This window comes from Mesobacillus jeotgali, assembly GCF_900166585.1.
GTDB classification, from domain to species: Bacteria; Bacillota; Bacilli; order Bacillales; family Cytobacillaceae; genus Mesobacillus; species Mesobacillus jeotgali_A.
Genome location: NZ_FVZC01000009.1, coordinates 1833897 through 1850341, shown reverse-complemented (window position 1 = coordinate 1850341; position 16445 = coordinate 1833897). Strand labels below are relative to the sequence as shown.

Annotated in this window: 18 protein-coding genes; all 18 read left to right on the top strand. The window is 42.9% G+C overall.

All coding sequences use genetic code 11. The features are described from left to right. Window positions 1-274: 274 nt before the first annotated feature. The 18 genes from B5X77_RS19370 (at window position 275) to qcrB (ending at window position 16406) form a co-directional block, all read left to right on the top strand. Window positions 275-1111, top strand: coding sequence for a heptaprenyl diphosphate synthase component 1 (locus B5X77_RS19370; protein ID WP_079509558.1), 837 nt, complete (start codon window positions 275-277; stop codon window positions 1109-1111). Between the two features lie 4 nt (window positions 1112-1115). Continuing rightward, complete coding sequence (locus tag B5X77_RS19365) at window positions 1116-1817, top strand: demethylmenaquinone methyltransferase (protein WP_079509557.1); 702 nt, start codon at window positions 1116-1118, stop codon at window positions 1815-1817. A 247-nt stretch (window positions 1818-2064) separates the two neighbouring features. Continuing rightward, window positions 2065-3027, top strand: a complete 963-nt coding sequence (hepT, locus tag B5X77_RS19360; RefSeq protein ID WP_079509556.1) for a heptaprenyl diphosphate synthase component II — start codon at window positions 2065-2067, stop codon at window positions 3025-3027. A 91-nt stretch (window positions 3028-3118) separates the two neighbouring features. Continuing rightward, entirely contained in the window at window positions 3119-3565 is a 447-nt protein-coding gene (gene ndk / locus B5X77_RS19355) for a nucleoside-diphosphate kinase (RefSeq protein WP_079509555.1), read from the top strand. Window positions 3566-3944: 379 nt separating this feature from the next. Continuing rightward, entirely contained in the window at window positions 3945-4718 is a 774-nt protein-coding gene (locus tag B5X77_RS19350) for a CheR family methyltransferase (protein WP_079509554.1), read from the top strand. 212 nt (window positions 4719-4930) lie between these two features. Continuing rightward, window positions 4931-6103, top strand: a complete 1173-nt coding sequence (aroC, locus tag B5X77_RS19345; RefSeq protein WP_079509553.1) for a chorismate synthase — start codon at window positions 4931-4933, stop codon at window positions 6101-6103. Continuing rightward, a complete protein-coding gene (gene aroB, locus B5X77_RS19340) occupies window positions 6104-7198 on the top strand; it encodes a 3-dehydroquinate synthase (protein WP_079509552.1) in 1095 nt (364 codons plus the stop codon). Then, on the top strand, window positions 7191-7547 hold the full coding sequence (gene aroH, locus B5X77_RS19335) for a chorismate mutase (protein WP_079509551.1): 357 nt from the start codon (window positions 7191-7193) through the stop codon (window positions 7545-7547). Before aroB ends, aroH begins: the two co-directional genes overlap by 8 nt. 104 nt (window positions 7548-7651) lie before the next feature. Then, the gene (hisC, locus tag B5X77_RS19330) at window positions 7652-8755 is read left to right on the top strand and encodes a histidinol-phosphate transaminase (protein ID WP_079509550.1); all 1104 of its coding nucleotides are present in this window, start codon (window positions 7652-7654) and stop codon (window positions 8753-8755) included. A gap of 13 nt (window positions 8756-8768) precedes the next feature. After that, window positions 8769-9875, top strand: a complete 1107-nt coding sequence (locus B5X77_RS19325; protein ID WP_079509549.1) for a prephenate dehydrogenase — start codon at window positions 8769-8771, stop codon at window positions 9873-9875. Window positions 9876-9892: 17 nt separating this feature from the next. Continuing rightward, the gene (gene aroA, locus B5X77_RS19320; protein ID WP_079509548.1) at window positions 9893-11185 is read left to right on the top strand and encodes a 3-phosphoshikimate 1-carboxyvinyltransferase; all 1293 of its coding nucleotides are present in this window, start codon (window positions 9893-9895) and stop codon (window positions 11183-11185) included. A gap of 128 nt (window positions 11186-11313) precedes the next feature. After that, window positions 11314-12219, top strand: coding sequence for a hypothetical protein (locus tag B5X77_RS19315; protein ID WP_079509547.1), 906 nt, complete (start codon window positions 11314-11316; stop codon window positions 12217-12219). Between the two features lie 67 nt (window positions 12220-12286). Next, window positions 12287-13549, top strand: a complete 1263-nt coding sequence (locus B5X77_RS19310) for a tetratricopeptide repeat protein (protein ID WP_079509546.1) — start codon at window positions 12287-12289, stop codon at window positions 13547-13549. A gap of 38 nt (window positions 13550-13587) precedes the next feature. After that, window positions 13588-14142: a ReoY family proteolytic degradation factor gene (locus tag B5X77_RS19305; protein ID WP_079509545.1), complete on the top strand. Its 555-nt coding sequence runs from the start codon at window positions 13588-13590 to the stop codon at window positions 14140-14142. Between the two features lie 162 nt (window positions 14143-14304). Then, entirely contained in the window at window positions 14305-14520 is a 216-nt protein-coding gene (locus B5X77_RS19300; protein ID WP_079509544.1) for a hypothetical protein, read from the top strand. 90 nt (window positions 14521-14610) lie between these two features. Further along, the gene (locus B5X77_RS19295) at window positions 14611-15066 is read left to right on the top strand and encodes a YpiF family protein (protein WP_079509543.1); all 456 of its coding nucleotides are present in this window, start codon (window positions 14611-14613) and stop codon (window positions 15064-15066) included. 155 nt (window positions 15067-15221) lie between these two features. Then, window positions 15222-15728 carry a QcrA and Rieske domain-containing protein gene (locus tag B5X77_RS19290; RefSeq protein ID WP_079509542.1) on the top strand — a complete coding sequence of 169 codons (507 nt, stop codon included), beginning with the start codon at window positions 15222-15224 and terminating at the stop codon, window positions 15726-15728. Between the two features lie 3 nt (window positions 15729-15731). Further along, a complete protein-coding gene (gene qcrB / locus B5X77_RS19285) occupies window positions 15732-16406 on the top strand; it encodes a menaquinol-cytochrome c reductase cytochrome b subunit (RefSeq protein ID WP_079509541.1) in 675 nt (224 codons plus the stop codon). Window positions 16407-16445 lie beyond the last annotated feature (39 nt).

Below are 16445 nucleotides of genomic sequence, written 5' to 3'. Positions count from 1 at the left end.
TTATCGCAAATAGTGTTTAATTTATAATATCACGCCCATGTTATTATCTTTTGTGATATAATTGTCACTGCCTTGGAATGTTCGGTAAACAACTGCAAATCGGTTATCAGGCGCTTTTTTTATGCCTGATAAATAATAGAAACCATACCTGGATGAACAGCTTGTAAATATGTTCGGCCCTCAGTCCTTGAAGTAGCTGGAATTGGCCCCAGGTCTTTTCTTAAAAACATTTATGACCACCGCCGGCAATCCAACATAAAAAAGGGGAACAAGGGTGATTCATTTGCTAGATTTACAAAACACATTAGACGGCACCAGGGAGCTTCTTCTCGAAAAACTTTCACATCCTTATTTGCAGAAGCATGTAGAATCTCCTTTTATAGATGAAGACCGACTCTTGCTGCTTGCTTCATTGCTGGAACAGCAGGAAGGAAACAAGGAAATAGCAACAAATTACACCTTGACGACCATGCTCCTGCAAATCGCCCTTGATACCCATGAGCATGTCAACAACTCCCTTTCTGATGAAGGCGATGAAAGTCATAAGCAGCGCCAGTTGACAGTTCTCGCCGGAATTTACTTCAGCGGCCTATACTACAAGCTGCTGGCGGACCTGGAAGATATAGATATGATCAAACGATTGGCTTCAGGTGTAAAGGAAGTCAATGAACATAAAATATCTCTGTATCAAAAAGATGCAGAAGCGATTGATCAATTGATGGAAAGCGTAAAACTAATTGAATCTTCCCTTTTGGGAAAGGTCGCGGACCATTATCATGCGACGGAGTGGTATGAATTCGCTTCGAATTGGCTTTTTGTCAAAAGGCTGCTTTCTGAAGAAGTGATCTTCATGAATTCCGGGAATTCACTGGTATTCAATGCACTCAAGAAAATCTCACTGCCAAAACTGGAACAAAAGGCTTCAGAGCTTTCTCCAGAACAGCAAAAATACCTTTTATCGATTTGTACACGTTATATAGAGTTTTCAATGACGAAGATAAAGACAGCGGCCAAGAAGCTATCAGGGATGAACAGCTTGCTGTTGGAGCGCTTAGAGCTGACCGCCGGACAGCATCAGACCATGTCTAAAAAATTCGCGGAAGAAGGGTAATGCAATGCAGCAATCGAAAGAAGAACGTGTTCATGGAGTCTTCGAAAAAATCTATGAAAATTATGACCAAATGAATTCTGTCATCAGCTTTCAGCAGCATATTAAATGGCGCAATGACACAATGAAGAAGATGAATGTACCAGCAGGAGCCCATGCCCTCGATGTGTGCTGTGGTACCGCTGACTGGACGATTGCTCTCGCGGAAGCTGTTGGCAAGGATGGCAAAGTGACAGGTCTGGATTTCAGCCAAAACATGCTGAAAATTGGTGAGGAAAAAATACAGGCACGCGGTCTTGACCAGGCAACATTAATTCATGGGAACGCAATGGAGCTCCCTTTTGAGGATAATAGCTTTGATTACGTTACCATTGGCTTCGGATTGAGGAATGTGCCTGATTACAACCAGGTTCTTCGGGAAATGCACAGAGTCCTAAAGCCTGGCGGTATGGCAGTATGCCTGGAAACATCACAGCCTACGATGCCTGGATTTAAACAGGTCTACCGGTTATACTTCAGATTTATCATGCCGATGTTCGGGAAGCTGTTCGCAAAAAGTTACGATGAGTATTCCTGGCTGCAAGAATCTGCAAAGGATTTTCCAGGCATGAAGGAATTGGCTAAAATGTTCTCAAACGCTGGTTTCGAGAACGTAGAATATAAACCATATAGCGGCGGAGTAGCTGCAGTGCATATTGGCCGCAAATAATCCAATAGATTCTGGCTGCCCTTTTCTTTATCGCTCGGCAAGGAAGGTCAGCCTGTTTTCTTTTAGTGTCACCCTTTTAACAGTTTAGATGTGAGACTCTGTTTAAATGATAGTTTTAACCATTAAGCTTGGGCTTGGAAGAGGCCCTGGCATAAAAGAAACCTCCTGATTATGCATTGGGGTGATTAGATGCGCATGCAAAATCGCAACAATGGATATCTAGAATGCAAAAGCTGGGTGGATAATGATGAAGATGAAGTTGTTATATACATATTTGAATTCTGATTTGACATTAATAGAGAGAGAGCTGGAAGAAACGATACAAGCGGATTCTAAGCTGCTCAGACAGGCAAGCCTGCACTTACTTAAAGCTGGGGGCAAACGGATCAGACCGGTTTTTGTTCTTTTAGGAGCGAAGTTCGGTGATTACGATATTAATGTCATCAAGGATGTCGCGGTCTCTCTGGAACTTATCCATATGGCCTCCCTGGTACACGATGATGTGATTGATGATGCTGAATTGCGGAGAGGACAGCCGACAATCAAAGCAAAATGGGATAACAAGATTGCGATGTATACCGGGGATTACATATTTGCGAGAGCCCTGGAACTTATGGCTGATGTCAAAAACCCGGCGGCGCATCAGATACTTTCAGATACCATTGTCGAATTAAGTGTTGGCGAAATCGAACAAATAAAAGATAAATACAACTTCGATCAAAACCTGCGCAATTATCTTCTCAGGATCAAGCGGAAGACGGCCCTCCTGATTGCTGCGAGCTGCCAGCTTGGTGCAGTGGTAGCTGGAGTCCCGGAGCAGGACCATCGTAAATTATATAAGTTTGGCTACTATGTCGGGATGTCTTTTCAAATTACCGATGATGTCCTGGACTTTACCGGTACAGAAAAAGAGCTGGGAAAGCCTGCTGGCGGCGATCTTCTTCAAGGTAACATCACTCTCCCTGTTCTGTATGCCATGCAGGACGAGTACATCAATAGCAGGATCAGGGCAGTCCATGAAGGAATGAAAAGAGAAGAGCTTAATGAAATCCTGAAGCTGGTCCAGGAAATTGGCGCGATTGAAAAATCACTTGCAATCAGTGACAGATATCTGGACAAAGCCCTTGCAGTTCTTGACGAGCTCCCTCCAAACAGGGCAAAGAAGTCATTGCGTGACATTGCCAAATTTATTGGAAAGCGCAAGTATTAGCAAGTTGCGAATTTTTCAAAAAAATGATACTATTTCCTAGGATTGCTTTTGTAAGCGGTTCACATACATACATGAAATAGGAGTGGAACTCATGGAAAAGACTTATCTGATGGTCAAGCCTGATGGAGTACAGCGCAATCTTATTGGTGAAGTTGTAGCCCGTTTTGAAAAGAAAGGCTTCCAGCTAGTTGGCGCAAAACTTATGAACATCCCAAGAGAACTTGCTGAAGAGCATTATGGCGAACACAAAGAGCGTCCATTCTTTGGCGAATTGGTAGATTTCATTACTTCTGGTCCAGTATTTGCAATGGTTTGGCAAGGTGAAAATGTAATCGCAACTGCACGCCAGATGATGGGTGCTACAAACCCTAAAGATGCTGCTCCTGGAACAATCCGCGGAGACTTCGGCGTAACTGTAGGCAAGAATGTGATTCACGGATCTGATTCACCGGAAAGCGCAGAGCGCGAAATCGGCCTATTCTTCAAGCAGGAAGAACTAGCTGAGTACAGCAAATTGATCAATGAGTGGGTTTACTAATATACCCCCTGGACACTTGTTAACAGCAAGTGTCTTTATTTTTTTGAGGGCGGAAAAAGATTTGATAGGTTGGGAATTCTTTATGTGGAACAAAATCTCAGTTTTATCCCGGTTTTCCTTATAAATAAAAAGATGAGGTCACCATTCTAGCGATTGGCGGCTGTATTTTTTTAAAAGCTGGCATTTCAGATACCTCACGATTGAAACATATACCTCCAAACGTTCTTATATTTTCCCCAAATTTCAAAACTCTATATTCTATCACCAGGGGGACAAACCAAACTATTAGCAGATGTGTAAAAAATTTGCACGCATTAGATAAGTTTTCGCTATAATTAGAATGGTCCCACTTTTTTAAGTAGCGATAAGGAGAAATATGATGCCGCAAGACTATGAAATCTTTATATCGAAAATCTATCAAAAAACAGGTATAAACCTTGCTTTATATAAGGAAGCACAGATGAAGAGAAGATTGACTTCTCTCTATCAAAAAAAAGGATATGCATCCTTTCAGGAGTTTTACCAGGCGCTGGACAAGGACCGGCAGTTGCTGAATGAATTTCTTGATCGAATGACAATTAATGTTTCCGAGTTCTTCAGGAACTCAAAAAGGTGGGAAGTCCTCGACAAGACCATACTTCCAGAGCTGTTAAGGAAAAATCCTAACCCGAAAATCTGGAGTGCAGCTTGCTCGACTGGAGAAGAGCCATACACTCTGTCAATGGTTTTATCAAAACATATGCCATTATCGAAAATACAGGTTCTGGCGACCGATATTGATGAAAATGTCCTGGCAAAGGCGAAGCTTGGAGTTTACACTGAAAGGGCTCTTAATGAAGCCCCGAAGGATATGGTAAACAAATTTTTCAATAAGGAAGGACCATATTACACAGTCGCTGATGAGATAAAGAGGACTGTTGCTTTTAAAAAGCAAAATCTCCTTGCAGACCGCTATAGCGGGCCGTTTGATTTGATTGTCTGCAGGAATGTCCTCATATACTTTACCGAAGAGGCAAAGGAGAGTATATACCATAAATTCAGTGCAGCGTTAAAACCTGGTGGAATATTATTTGTAGGCAGCACGGAACAGATTTTCAATCCAGGTACATATGAGTTTGAAACCGCAGAAACTTTCTTTTACAGAAAGAAATGACAAAAGGAGCCGGGGAACCGTGCTCCTTCTTGCTTTTTGTATTATCGGCAATAATAATAACCGATAGTTTTTTTGCGAGACTGGATGGTTCATGATAAAATGGCTTCATTCTTTAAGGGGAATAATACATATTTCAAAATTTTTAATTTATTTCTCGTTTACGGTATGATATAGTAAAACAAATCCTTTAGCGAGTTGAAGGGGGAAAGTATATGAGGTATTTAACAGCGGGAGAGTCACATGGACCGCAGCTAACAACCATTATTGAAGGGATGCCAGCAGGAATGCCGCTGGTTGCAGAAGATATAAACAAAGAGCTTGCTCGAAGGCAAAAAGGCTATGGCCGCGGAAGAAGGATGCAGATAGAAAAAGACCAGGTCCAGATTACTGCAGGAATAAGGCATGGGCATACCCTTGGTTCACCAGTTGCGCTGGTTGTTGAAAATAATGACTGGAAGCACTGGACTGCTATCATGGGGCAGGATCCACTGGATGACCAATCATCGGACGAAGTAAAACGAAAGCTTACCAGACCCCGTCCAGGTCATGCTGATTTGAATGGCGCAATCAAGTATGGCCATCGTGACATGAGGAATGTACTTGAACGCTCTTCAGCAAGGGAAACAACGGTACGAGTCGCAGCCGGTGCAGCTGCTAAAAAACTGCTGTCACTTTTAGGGATCAAGCTTGTTGCACATGTTGTTGAAATCGGCGGAGTGAAAGCAAATAACCAGGACTTTGCCTCTCTGGATGAACTAAGAGAAGTTACAGAAGAATCCCCTGTTAGATGTTTCGACTCCGAAGCTGGGAAGGAAATGATGGCGGCCATTGATGACGCCAAAAAAAATGGTGATTCCATCGGTGGTGTGGTTGAAGTCATCGCAGAGGGAATGCCTGCTGGCGTGGGCAGTTATGTCCATTACGACCGCAAGCTTGATGGCAAGCTTGCCGCGGCAATCATGAGCATAAATGCTTTTAAAGGGGTAGAAATCGGCATTGGTTTTGAGGCCGCCAGAAAGCCCGGAAGCCAGGTTCATGATGAAATAGCCTGGGATGAGGAACATGGCTATTACAGGAAGACAAATAGGCTAGGAGGGTTTGAAGGCGGAATGACAACAGGGATGCCTATTATTATCCGTGGCGTAATGAAACCTATCCCTACCCTTTATAAGCCGTTGATGAGTGTTGATATCGATTCTAAAGAACCTTTCGCAGCTAGTATTGAGCGGTCTGATGCATGTGCAGTGCCGGCCGCTGCGGTAGTTGCTGAGAATGTTGTTGCCTGGGAGCTTGCTTCTTCCCTGGTTGAACAATTTTATAGTGACCGATTTGAAACACTGAAGGCATCCATAGAAGAACAAAGAAGGACTGCGAGGGATTTTTAAATGCAGCAGGTTAAGATCCATGCAGGCACAAAATCATATCCTGCCATAATCGGCAGCGGTGCGATTGATCTTCTTGGTGAAATCATACAGAAGGAAGCAGACAAATATTCAGCCGTCATGTTGATTACAGATGAAACAGTAGCAAAGCACCACCTCAGTTCTTTTCGAGAATCATCAGGTCTTGGTCGATTCATAGAAAAAATCGTGCCCTCCGGGGAAAACGCAAAAACCTTCGATGTATATTACGATTGTCTGTCATCGGCCCTGGAGAATAAACTCGACAGAAAATCACTGATCATTTCCTTTGGCGGTGGTGCCGTAGGAGATCTGGCTGGATTTGTAGCTGCGACGTATATGAGGGGAATCCGCTTCATTCAAGTCCCGACCACTATTCTGGCTCATGATAGTGCTGTTGGGGGAAAAGTTGCGGTCAACCATCAATTAGGTAAGAATATGATCGGTGCTTTCCATCAGCCAGAAGCAGTCATTTACGACCTTGATTACCTGAAGACTCTTCCGGAACAGGAAGTCAGGTCAGGTTTTGCTGAAGTGATCAAGCATTCTCTTATAAGCGATGAAAACTTTTACAGCTGGTTAAAATCCGAAATCGATTCTCTCAATGAAATAAACGATTCACAAATGCTCGAATTCTTGACAAAGGGCATCCTCATTAAAGGTAGTTATGTAGCGGAGGATGAAAAGGAGAAGGGGGTTCGCGCGTTTCTGAATTTCGGCCACACGCTTGGCCACGCAATTGAAGCAGAATCTGGTTACGGCAAAGTAACGCATGGTGAAGCTGTCGCGATCGGAATACTTTTTGCCCTTCGATTAAGCAAAGACTTGCTTGGGCTGGATTTTGATACAGCTGAATTCAAGCTCTGGCTGAAAAAACTGGGATATGACACCGGAATACCGAAGGAACTGCAAAGAGAGCGTCTGATTGAAAGAATGACACAGGATAAAAAAGCGGTAAGTGGTACCATTCGTTTCGTTCTCCTGGAAAAGGTCGGCAAGCCTGCCCTTATTGAAGTGGATGAAAAAACATTGATGATGAACCTGAAGAAATTTGATGAGGGGGCCGAGAGTGATGATTAGAGGAGTAAGAGGGGCTATAACTGTAAGCAAGAATGATGAGAATGAAATTACGCTTGCAGCGGAAAGGCTTTTAAGAGATATGATCGATTCCAATCAAATTGTTCCGGATGATGTGGCCTCAATTTTCATCTCTGCTACAGATGATGTAGATGCAGCCTTCCCGGCAAAAGCATTAAGGAATCTGGAGGGCTGGACCTATGTTCCAGTGATGTGCATGAAAGAATTGGCCATACCAGGCTCGCTTCAAATGTGCATCAGGGCCATGATCCATGTCAACACACAGAAAAAACAGGATGAAATCAGACATGTGTACCTTGAGGGAGCTGTTGGACTCAGACCGGATCTATGATATTTTACTTTTTCTGAAGCGCCAAACAGTGTATGATAAATACATACTCTTTACTACTTTAATTAGATAGAGGATTAAAGAATAGAACAGTTGAGGTGGATATGATGAGATGGAAAGAGCAGCTTTTGAAGCTAAAACCATACCAGCCGGGCAAATCGATCGGTGAAGTGAAAAGGCAGTATGGTTTATCAGAAATCGTGAAACTGGCATCAAATGAGAATCCATTTGGATCTTCAGAAAAAGTGAGGGAAGAAATTGCTGGTTATCCGGGCAAGTTTTCAATTTATCCAGATGGTTATGCATCTGAGCTCCGAACATGTCTGGCAGACCATTTAGGAGTAAAGGAAAGCCAGATTATCCTTGGAAATGGTTCTGATGAAATCATTCAGATGATTGCCCGCGCCCTGCTTACACCTGAAACAAAAACAGTGATGGCGGCTCCCACATTTCCGCAGTATAAGCACAATGGAATCATTGAAGGCTGTAAAATAGAAGAGATTCCATTAGTAAACGGCGCCCATGATCTTGATAGTATGGCTGCAGCAATTGATGATAAGACTTCCGTGGTATGGATTTGCTCTCCAAATAATCCGACGGGTGTCTATATAACAGAAGAAGAACTGACAGCATTTTTGGCAAGGGTCCCAGAGGATGTGCTGGTGGTGCTTGATGAAGCTTACTTCGAATATGTAACAGCAGAAGACTATCATGATTCACTCCGTTTATTAAACCAGTATAAAAACTTGATTATTTTAAGAACATTCTCCAAAATATATGGTTTGGCAAGTTTTCGGGTTGGCTATGGAATTGCCCACGAGGATACCATCAGAGCGCTGGAACCGGTCAGGGAGCCATTTAATGTGAACACATTAGCTCAAGCTGCAGCAATCGCCGCGCTTGGTGACCAAAAGTTCATTGACGAATGCAGAAAGGAAAACACAGCTGGCCTGCAGCAATTTTACGATTTTTGTATTCAGGCCGGGCTAAAATATTATCCTTCACAAGGCAATTTTATCTTGATTGATTTTAACAGGGACGGCCAGGAGGTCTTTCAGTTCCTGCTTGAAAGAGGGTATATTGTCCGTTCAGGGACAGCGCTAGGGTTTCCGACCAGTATAAGGGTCACGATTGGCTCAAAAGAACAAAATGAAGGCGTAATCGGAGTCATTAAAGAATTTCTGAATGTTGACACTGTAATATCTAACTAAGGATGTGGGTTGTATGGAAGGCCGCGTATTGATCATTGGGCTTGGATTGATTGGCGGCTCTCTGGCAATGTGTATAAAAGAAAAACATCCGGAGTCTGAGCTTATTGGATTTGATCTGGATAGAAATCAGTTGAACCTTGCAAAGATGCTTGGTGTCATTGACAGGTCTGCAGAAAGCATAGAAGCAGAAGCATCGGACGCAGACTTGATCGTTATAGCTACTCCTGGTATGACTGCCGGAAGGATAATTGAAACGATTTCCGCGTTGCCATTGAAAAATGAAGTGATTGTCACAGATACAGGAAGTACTAAGGGGTACATTGCCCAAAAGGCAACTGCCCTTGCCAAAAAAGGAATTGCTTTTATTGGGGGCCATCCTATGGCTGGTTCCCACAAAAGCGGAATGGCTGCTGCCAAAAAAATATTGTTTGAAAATGCTTTTTATCTGCTGACTCCTGCCAGTAACGTCACTATTGAGACAGTTGATCGGTTAAAAGTCTGGCTTTCAGGTACGAGAGCAAAGTTTCTGGATGTATCTCCTGAAGAACACGATTACCTTACAGGTGTTGTCAGCCATTTTCCTCACATTATTGCAGCTTCGCTAGTGCACCAGGCTGCGCGGGCTGATAAAGAAAAGCCGCTTGTAAACCGCCTGGCTGCAGGTGGTTTCAGGGATATCACCAGAATCGCATCCAGCAACCCGCGTATGTGGAGAGATATTATGCTCCAAAACAGGGATGTCATGATTTCTTTGCTGAGTGATTGGCAGGATGAGATGGAGCGGGTTAAGGAACTCATGTTAGCTGAGGATGAAGAACGCATATTTGAATTCTTTCATTCAGCTAAAAAATACCGGGACGGCCTTCCTGTAAATGATAAAGGAGCGATTCCAAGCTTTTATGACCTGTTTGTGGATGTCCCTGATTATCCAGGAGTCATATCGGAAGTAACCGGCTATCTGGCTGATGAGAGAATCAGCATAACCAATATCAGAATCATAGAGACCAGGGAAGATATATATGGAGTATTGGTAATTAGCTTTCAGACACCAGAGGATCGTGAAAGAGCAATGGAATGCATTAAAAAAAACACCGAGTTTGATATGTCTGTTGCAGAGTAAACTGAAGGAGCAGTAATATGTCAGCAAAAACACTTAAGACAAACAAAGCCTCTTTGGAGGGTGAAATTAAAGTACCTGGAGATAAGTCGATTTCTCATAGGGCGGTCATGTTTGGATCGATCGCTGAAGGGATAACACATGTGGAGAATTTCTTGCCTGGAGAAGATTGTTTGAGCACGATTTCCTGCTTTCGAAAACTCGGTGTAGTAATCAGCCAGAATGGAAGCGAGGTGACTGTTTTCGGAAAAGGCATCGACGGGTTGGTAAGACCTGAAGAAACGCTGTATGTCGGCAATTCCGGAACCACTATCCGATTGATGATGGGCATTCTCTCAGGATTGCCATTCGAAACCCGTCTGGAAGGGGATGAATCCATCGCAAGAAGGCCGATGACCAGAGTAACTATTCCTCTGTCAGAAATGGGTGCGAGGATTGCTGGAAGGAATAATGGTGAGTTTACCCCGCTGACAGTAAATGGCGGAGACTTATCCGGGATAACTTATCATTTGCCAGTAGCCAGCGCACAGGTAAAATCAGCTATACTTCTTGCAGGTCTCCAGGCATCAGGTGAAACAGTGATCATCGAACCAGTAAAAACAAGAGATCATACTGAACGGATGATCAAGCAGTTTGGCGGTGAAGTTGAACGTAAAGATGACACCGTGAAGATAACCGGCGGGCAAGCATTAAAAGGGACCAGTATAAATATTCCTGGTGATATCTCTTCTGCAGCCTTTTTCCTAGTGGCTGGAGCTGTTGTTCCTGGCAGTGACATCGTCCTTAAAAATGTTGGTCTTAATCCAACTAGAACTGGAATACTCGATGTCCTGGAAGCAATGGGAGCAGACATCCTGATATCTCCATATGATAACGATGCAGCTGAACCTGCCGGGGATATAAGGGTTAAATATTCAAAACTGAACGCAACAACAATTGAAGGTGAATTGATTCCGCGACTGATCGATGAAATACCGGTTATTGCATTACTTGCTACACAGGCAGAGGGCAGGACAGTCATTAAGGATGCGGCGGAATTGAAAGTTAAGGAAACGAATCGAATTGATACGGTTGTAAATGAATTAAGCAAGTTAGGCGTAAATATCGAGGCAACTGATGATGGAATGATCATCAACGGAATGCAAAGCCTTGACGGAGGAACAGTTTCTGCACATGGCGACCACCGCATCGGGATGATGCTGTCGATCGCTGCCCTCCTTTGCGAAAACGAGGTCATACTGGAACAAAGTGAGGCAGTCGCCGTTTCTTATCCCGCTTTTTATGATGACCTGTATCAATTAATGAAAAAATAAAATCACTGTGTGAGGGCCAGTCATGTAAATGGATGGCCCTCATGCTTTTCGGGAGAATTAGAAAACAAGCCGTTATATTCCGGGAGTTTCTGCATAGTTTGTCATAAGACCGATAAAGGAGTGGTTTTATGGCATACATTATAGAAAATATCCATCTTATGAAGGGACAGGCCCTGGTCAATACAAATATGATGGTTGAAGGCGAACGAATTATTACCACAACATCCAGACTCAATAGACATCAGCTTATGAGGATGGACGCAGACAAATTTATCATGACTCCTACCCATGTCCTCTTTGATTCAAGCCTACCTTTTTCAGGTTCCTTTAAAGAGAGAAAAGAATACTACCTTAATAAATTTATTCTGAAGGGAAGCACTGTCCTATTCACGGCAGTGAAAGTACAATTTGAACGGCAGCTTGAAGAGAAGCTTAAACAGGCTAAAAGTGAGCTGCTGGATAGTCCAATTGATTATGTCCTTGGTATCAGTATTCCGCTTCGCTTGCTCCAACCTCAATTTATCAGGAAATGCAAAAAGATCAAAGTTCCGGCGATTTTTATCGAAATTGATGAGATGAGCAACCTGCTGACGATGCCATGGGGATGGATCAAGGAGGCGTTATTTCCTTATAACTGTCCCATCATTCCAGTCTTTCCAGAAAGCAAGCACAAAAAAGAAAGGCAGCAGCAACTGTATGACTGGGGTGATTTGATGAAGAGAGAGAAGGTTCCCGCAGTATATGAAGACTTGAAAGATTCCACCCCTGTTTCAAGATCTATTTTAAAAAAGACCGGTATCTTCCCTGGTAAATCGAACCTCCACAGCGGCGGGGAGGTAAGCTATAACCTTTACAATATTTGCGCAGAGACTAATCAGCGTGATGAGCAGGGGTTATTTTTTCAGTCCAGGCATCTTGCTGTAACTGTAGACAAAGGAAAAGTCATTCGCGCTGGGACCGAGGTTTATTATCGTCCAGGAAAGGGAGAAAATGTTATAATTAAGACACCAGGATTTTTTACAGACAATTACTGAAACAACAATAAGGCAATACGAATGTTGTAAAAATATAGTGCCTAATTTTAAGGATAGGATGATAGCAATGGTCGAAGTACAGGAAATAACCAATCTAATAGAAAATGGACAGCTTGAACAGGCAATGGATGCCTATAAGGCAATTCTCAAAAAGGGCAGCGATGAAGAAAAATTTCTCCTTTCAGAGGAGCTTTTCCGTTTTGGTTTTATGGAAGAAGCGGAAGCGTTGATTGAAAGTTTATTGAAAAATTATCCGGATGAAGGAGAATTACATGTGCTGCTTGCCGAAACCAGAATTGAACTGGGGAAAGAAGAAGAGGCAATGCTCTCACTTGAAAAAGTAAATAAAGATGATCCTGCTTTTCCACAGGCGCTTCTGCTGCTGGCTGACCTGTACCAAATGGAAGGCCTCTATGAAGTGAGTGAAAACAAGCTGCTCGAGGCAAAGCGGATTTTACCGGATGAATCAGTCATTGATTTTGCTTTGGGTGAACTATATGCTCATCAGGGAAAACTTGCTGAAGCGATCCAATATTATGAAACTGTCCTGAAGGCACATGAAGAAATCGGCGGGGTGAATATCAATCAAAGAATGGCTGAAGCGTTAAGTGCTGGAGGATCATTTGAAGAAGCACTTCATTTTTATGACCTAGCACTTGAACAAAAGCTGGAAATCAATACTTTATTCGGTTTTGCTTTTACAGCACTGCAGGCAGGCTATAATAAAACAGCAATCGAAAAATTTGAAGAGTTGAAGGCTCTTGATCCTGAATATCATTCGCTGTACCTGTATCTCGCAAAAGCATATGAACGAGAAGAAATGGCAGAGGAAGCCTTTGAAGCTGTCAAAGAAGGTATTGAGCAGGATGAATTCAACAAAGATTTATACTTCTACGGCGGAAAGCTCGCACTCAAGCTTCCAGATGAAGAAGCTGCAGAAAAAATGCTCCGTGAGGCAATCGCTCTTGATCCTGGATTCATGGAAGGCGTGCTAGTCCTTAATAAACTTCTGTTAAAGCAGGAACGTTATGACGATGTACTGGAGCTGGTCCGTGCGGCGGATATCAATGAAGAAGAGGAACCGCAAGTCCTTTGGGATGAAGCCATTGCTTATCAGCATATAGAAGATTATTCACAGTCATTAAACAAATACCAACTAGCATATACTTTCTTTAAAGACAACAAAGAATTTTTAACAGACTACGGATATTTTTTGATTGAAGAAGGAAAAATGGTGGAGGCCGCCGAAATTCTTAGTATGTTAGTTGAAAAGGAACCTGGCAATGAAGAATTCCGTGAAATGTTGGAGCGTTTAACGGAAAATCAGTAACCGAAAAAAATTGAGTTATGCAGAGGAGGGATTCAAAAATGACAACCCCTGTATCTGTCAACGAGAAAAAGGATTTTATCCGCTGGTTTTTGAACCATTATCAGCTGAAAAGGCGGGAATGTGTTTGGATCCTTAACTACTTGATGAGCCATGACCAGCTGATGGAAAAGGTGCACTTTGTGGACAATGCGCAGCATTGCCCAAGGGGATTAGTGATGTCGACCCATTGTGTGGATGAAGTGCCATTCCGGTTCTTCAAGGAAAATGTAATGACGACCGACGCTGAAAAATCTTTTCATGATATCCGTTTGAACAGGGAAGAAGAAATCTATATTCAACTGAATTTCCATGCTTCAAACAAAGCCCACCAGTTTGCGGCCGTGCTGGAAGAAAACCCATACATGCCAGGGCAGCTCCAAATCAGCGAAAGCGACAAAATGGTAGCAGAAAGATTCCTGGAGGAAAGCATCCACAAATTCCAAAAAGACAAACTGCTTTCCCTGATTGACCAGGCGTTGGACACTCAAGACCAGGAAGCCTTTGAACACCTAACAGAGCAATTAAAAAAATTAGGCGCAGTAAATTCCTTATAGCTTGCTTACATAAGCAGGCTTTTTATTTTGCCTGATTTTAGTGAATATGTGAACCGGCAGTCAGGAGTGGAACAATCACTCAGCATAAATTCCTGTTAGAAGCCGAGGAAATGCCTGAACCTGGTGCGACTTCGTGCAAAACGAGGAGGAGAAGCTGTGTAAATGTCTGAACTAGGTGTGACTTCGGAGAAAAAACTGCGGTTAGAAGCCGAGGAATTGTCTGAACCTGGTGCAAATTCGGACAGGAGCAGGAGGCTGAAATTTGGAAGATCTAAAGGCAAAGCCAGCGAAAGGTTCAAACCTAAGGACATAACCAAAGGCGGTTACTCAAAAATGTCCCAACACGAAACCGGCATACGATTCGAAAACTATTTTTAATCATGATATTATAGAATTGATGAAAGGGCTTATGTTCTTAAAAGAAATAATGCATGCAATTAAGCCTAATAGATAGATGGAGTTGGTGTTATGAAATGGGTGGCAGCAGATGTTGAAATGTATCAAAAAGCCGCTGAGTACGTGGATACGGCAATAGTCCCTTTATTGCCAGTTTCTTTTGGTGAAGATATGAAACAAAATGCCTCGATGGCGGAATTCGCAGGAATTCTTACATCACAGCTTGAAAAGCAGTTTCGGGGGAGAATCTTCCTTTTGCCTGATTTTGTATACATAAAGGAAAATGAGGGAAGCTTGAACGCTTTGAAGGAATGGGAAAACACTCTATTGGACAAGCAATTCAAGCATATTTTTTATGTCACATCTGACAGTCGCTGGAGACAGCAAGAGAAAGAGCTTAAGGGAAATGTGTTATGGCTTCCTTCATTGCCTTTGGAGCATATGCAGGATCAGCAGAAGGTATCGATCGTCGAGGACCAGGTTGTGCAATTATTATCTTTGTTCACAGAGAAATGGGAAGAAGAATAACTCGGTGTTATTTTTATCACTGCGAAAAATGTTTTCAACATAGTATTATATTGATTTTGTAATGAGATTGATATATCATGGTTATGTCCTAGTTTTAAAATGTGTTTAAATTATGTCCGTAGGGGACTTAACTTGGTAATAGAGGGGGGAATAGCGTGAGTAAGCATCGTGTTTCAAGACGTCAATTCTTAAACTATACTCTAACAGGTGTAGGCGGTTTCATGGCTGCAGGGATGTTGATGCCAATGGTTCGCTTTGCCGTGGATCCTGTACTTAGGGGTGAAGATGCGGGAGATTTTATTGCGACTCCGTTAAAGATCGCAGATATCACAAAAGAACCGCAAAAAGTCAACTTTAAATTCACACAAAAAGATGCATGGTATGAATCCGAAGAAACGGGAACAGCATGGGTATTTAAGGGTGAAGATGGAAAGATCGTAGCATTGTCTCCTGTTTGTAAGCACCTTGGCTGTGTTGTAGACTGGGGTACTGATAAGGAGCATCCTGATCAGTTCTTCTGCCCTTGCCACTACGGCCGTTATGAGAAAGATGGAACAAACGTGCCAGGTACACCACCTTTGGCACCATTGGATGTATATCCAACAAAAGAGAAAGACGGATTCCTTTATGTAGGAAAAGCCGAACCACGGAAGGGGGCGTAATCATTGTTAAACAAAATTTACGATTGGGTAGATGAGCGTTTGGATATTACGCCTTTGTGGCGAGATATTGCAGACCATGAGGTACCTGAGCACGTTAACCCGGCGCATCATTTTTCTGCGTTCGTGTACTGCTTCGGAGGTCTTACGTTTTTCATCACAGTCATCCAGATCCTATCCGGGATGTTCCTGACAATGTATTATGTGCCGGACATCAAAAACGCATGGGAGTCTGTATATTATCTTCAAAACCAAGTAGCGTTTGGACAAATTGTCCGCGGTATGCATCACTGGGGTGCGAGCCTTGTAATCGTCATGATGTTTTTACATACGCTACGCGTGTTCTTCCAGGGCGCGTATAAGAAACCACGTGAATTAAACTGGGTTGTCGGAGTTTTAATTTTCTTCGTAATGCTGGCCCTTGGCTTAACTGGATATCTGCTTCCATGGGATATGAAAGCATTATTCGCAACTAAGGTTACATTGCAGATTGCAGAAGCGGTACCATTAATTGGGCCGTATGTGAAAACACTGCTTTCCGGGCACTCAACGATCGTTGGTGCACAGACCTTGACTCGTTTCTTTGCGATCCACGTATTCTTCCTGCCTGCAGCATTGCTAGGTTTGATGGGAGCGCACTTCCTGATGATTCGAAAGCAAGGTATTTCAGGTCCATTGTAAAAAATCGAATGAATGTTGAGTGGGTGTAAGAAACACTCA

What these genes read in the sequence shown, in the direction of transcription:
- hepT (WP_079509556.1), top strand. Translation starts at nt 2,065, where the DNA reads ATGAAGATGAAGTTGTTATATACATATTTGAATTCTGATTTGACATTA.
- hisC (WP_079509550.1), top strand. Translation starts at nt 7,652, where the DNA reads ATGAGATGGAAAGAGCAGCTTTTGAAGCTAAAACCATACCAGCCGGGC.
- B5X77_RS19310 (WP_079509546.1), top strand. Translation starts at nt 12,287, where the DNA reads ATGGTCGAAGTACAGGAAATAACCAATCTAATAGAAAATGGACAGCTT.
- aroA (WP_079509548.1), top strand. Translation starts at nt 9,893, where the DNA reads ATGTCAGCAAAAACACTTAAGACAAACAAAGCCTCTTTGGAGGGTGAA.
- aroC (WP_079509553.1), top strand. Translation starts at nt 4,931, where the DNA reads ATGAGGTATTTAACAGCGGGAGAGTCACATGGACCGCAGCTAACAACC.
- B5X77_RS19295 (WP_079509543.1), top strand. Translation starts at nt 14,611, where the DNA reads ATGAAATGGGTGGCAGCAGATGTTGAAATGTATCAAAAAGCCGCTGAG.
- B5X77_RS19315 (WP_079509547.1), top strand. Translation starts at nt 11,314, where the DNA reads ATGGCATACATTATAGAAAATATCCATCTTATGAAGGGACAGGCCCTG.
- B5X77_RS19325 (WP_079509549.1), top strand. Translation starts at nt 8,769, where the DNA reads ATGGAAGGCCGCGTATTGATCATTGGGCTTGGATTGATTGGCGGCTCT.
- aroB (WP_079509552.1), top strand. Translation starts at nt 6,104, where the DNA reads ATGCAGCAGGTTAAGATCCATGCAGGCACAAAATCATATCCTGCCATA.
- B5X77_RS19305 (WP_079509545.1), top strand. Translation starts at nt 13,588, where the DNA reads ATGACAACCCCTGTATCTGTCAACGAGAAAAAGGATTTTATCCGCTGG.
- ndk (WP_079509555.1), top strand. Translation starts at nt 3,119, where the DNA reads ATGGAAAAGACTTATCTGATGGTCAAGCCTGATGGAGTACAGCGCAAT.
- B5X77_RS19350 (WP_079509554.1), top strand. Translation starts at nt 3,945, where the DNA reads ATGCCGCAAGACTATGAAATCTTTATATCGAAAATCTATCAAAAAACA.
- B5X77_RS19365 (WP_079509557.1), top strand. Translation starts at nt 1,116, where the DNA reads ATGCAGCAATCGAAAGAAGAACGTGTTCATGGAGTCTTCGAAAAAATC.
- aroH (WP_079509551.1), top strand. Translation starts at nt 7,191, where the DNA reads ATGATTAGAGGAGTAAGAGGGGCTATAACTGTAAGCAAGAATGATGAG.
- B5X77_RS19300 (WP_079509544.1), top strand. Translation starts at nt 14,305, where the DNA reads ATGTCTGAACTAGGTGTGACTTCGGAGAAAAAACTGCGGTTAGAAGCC.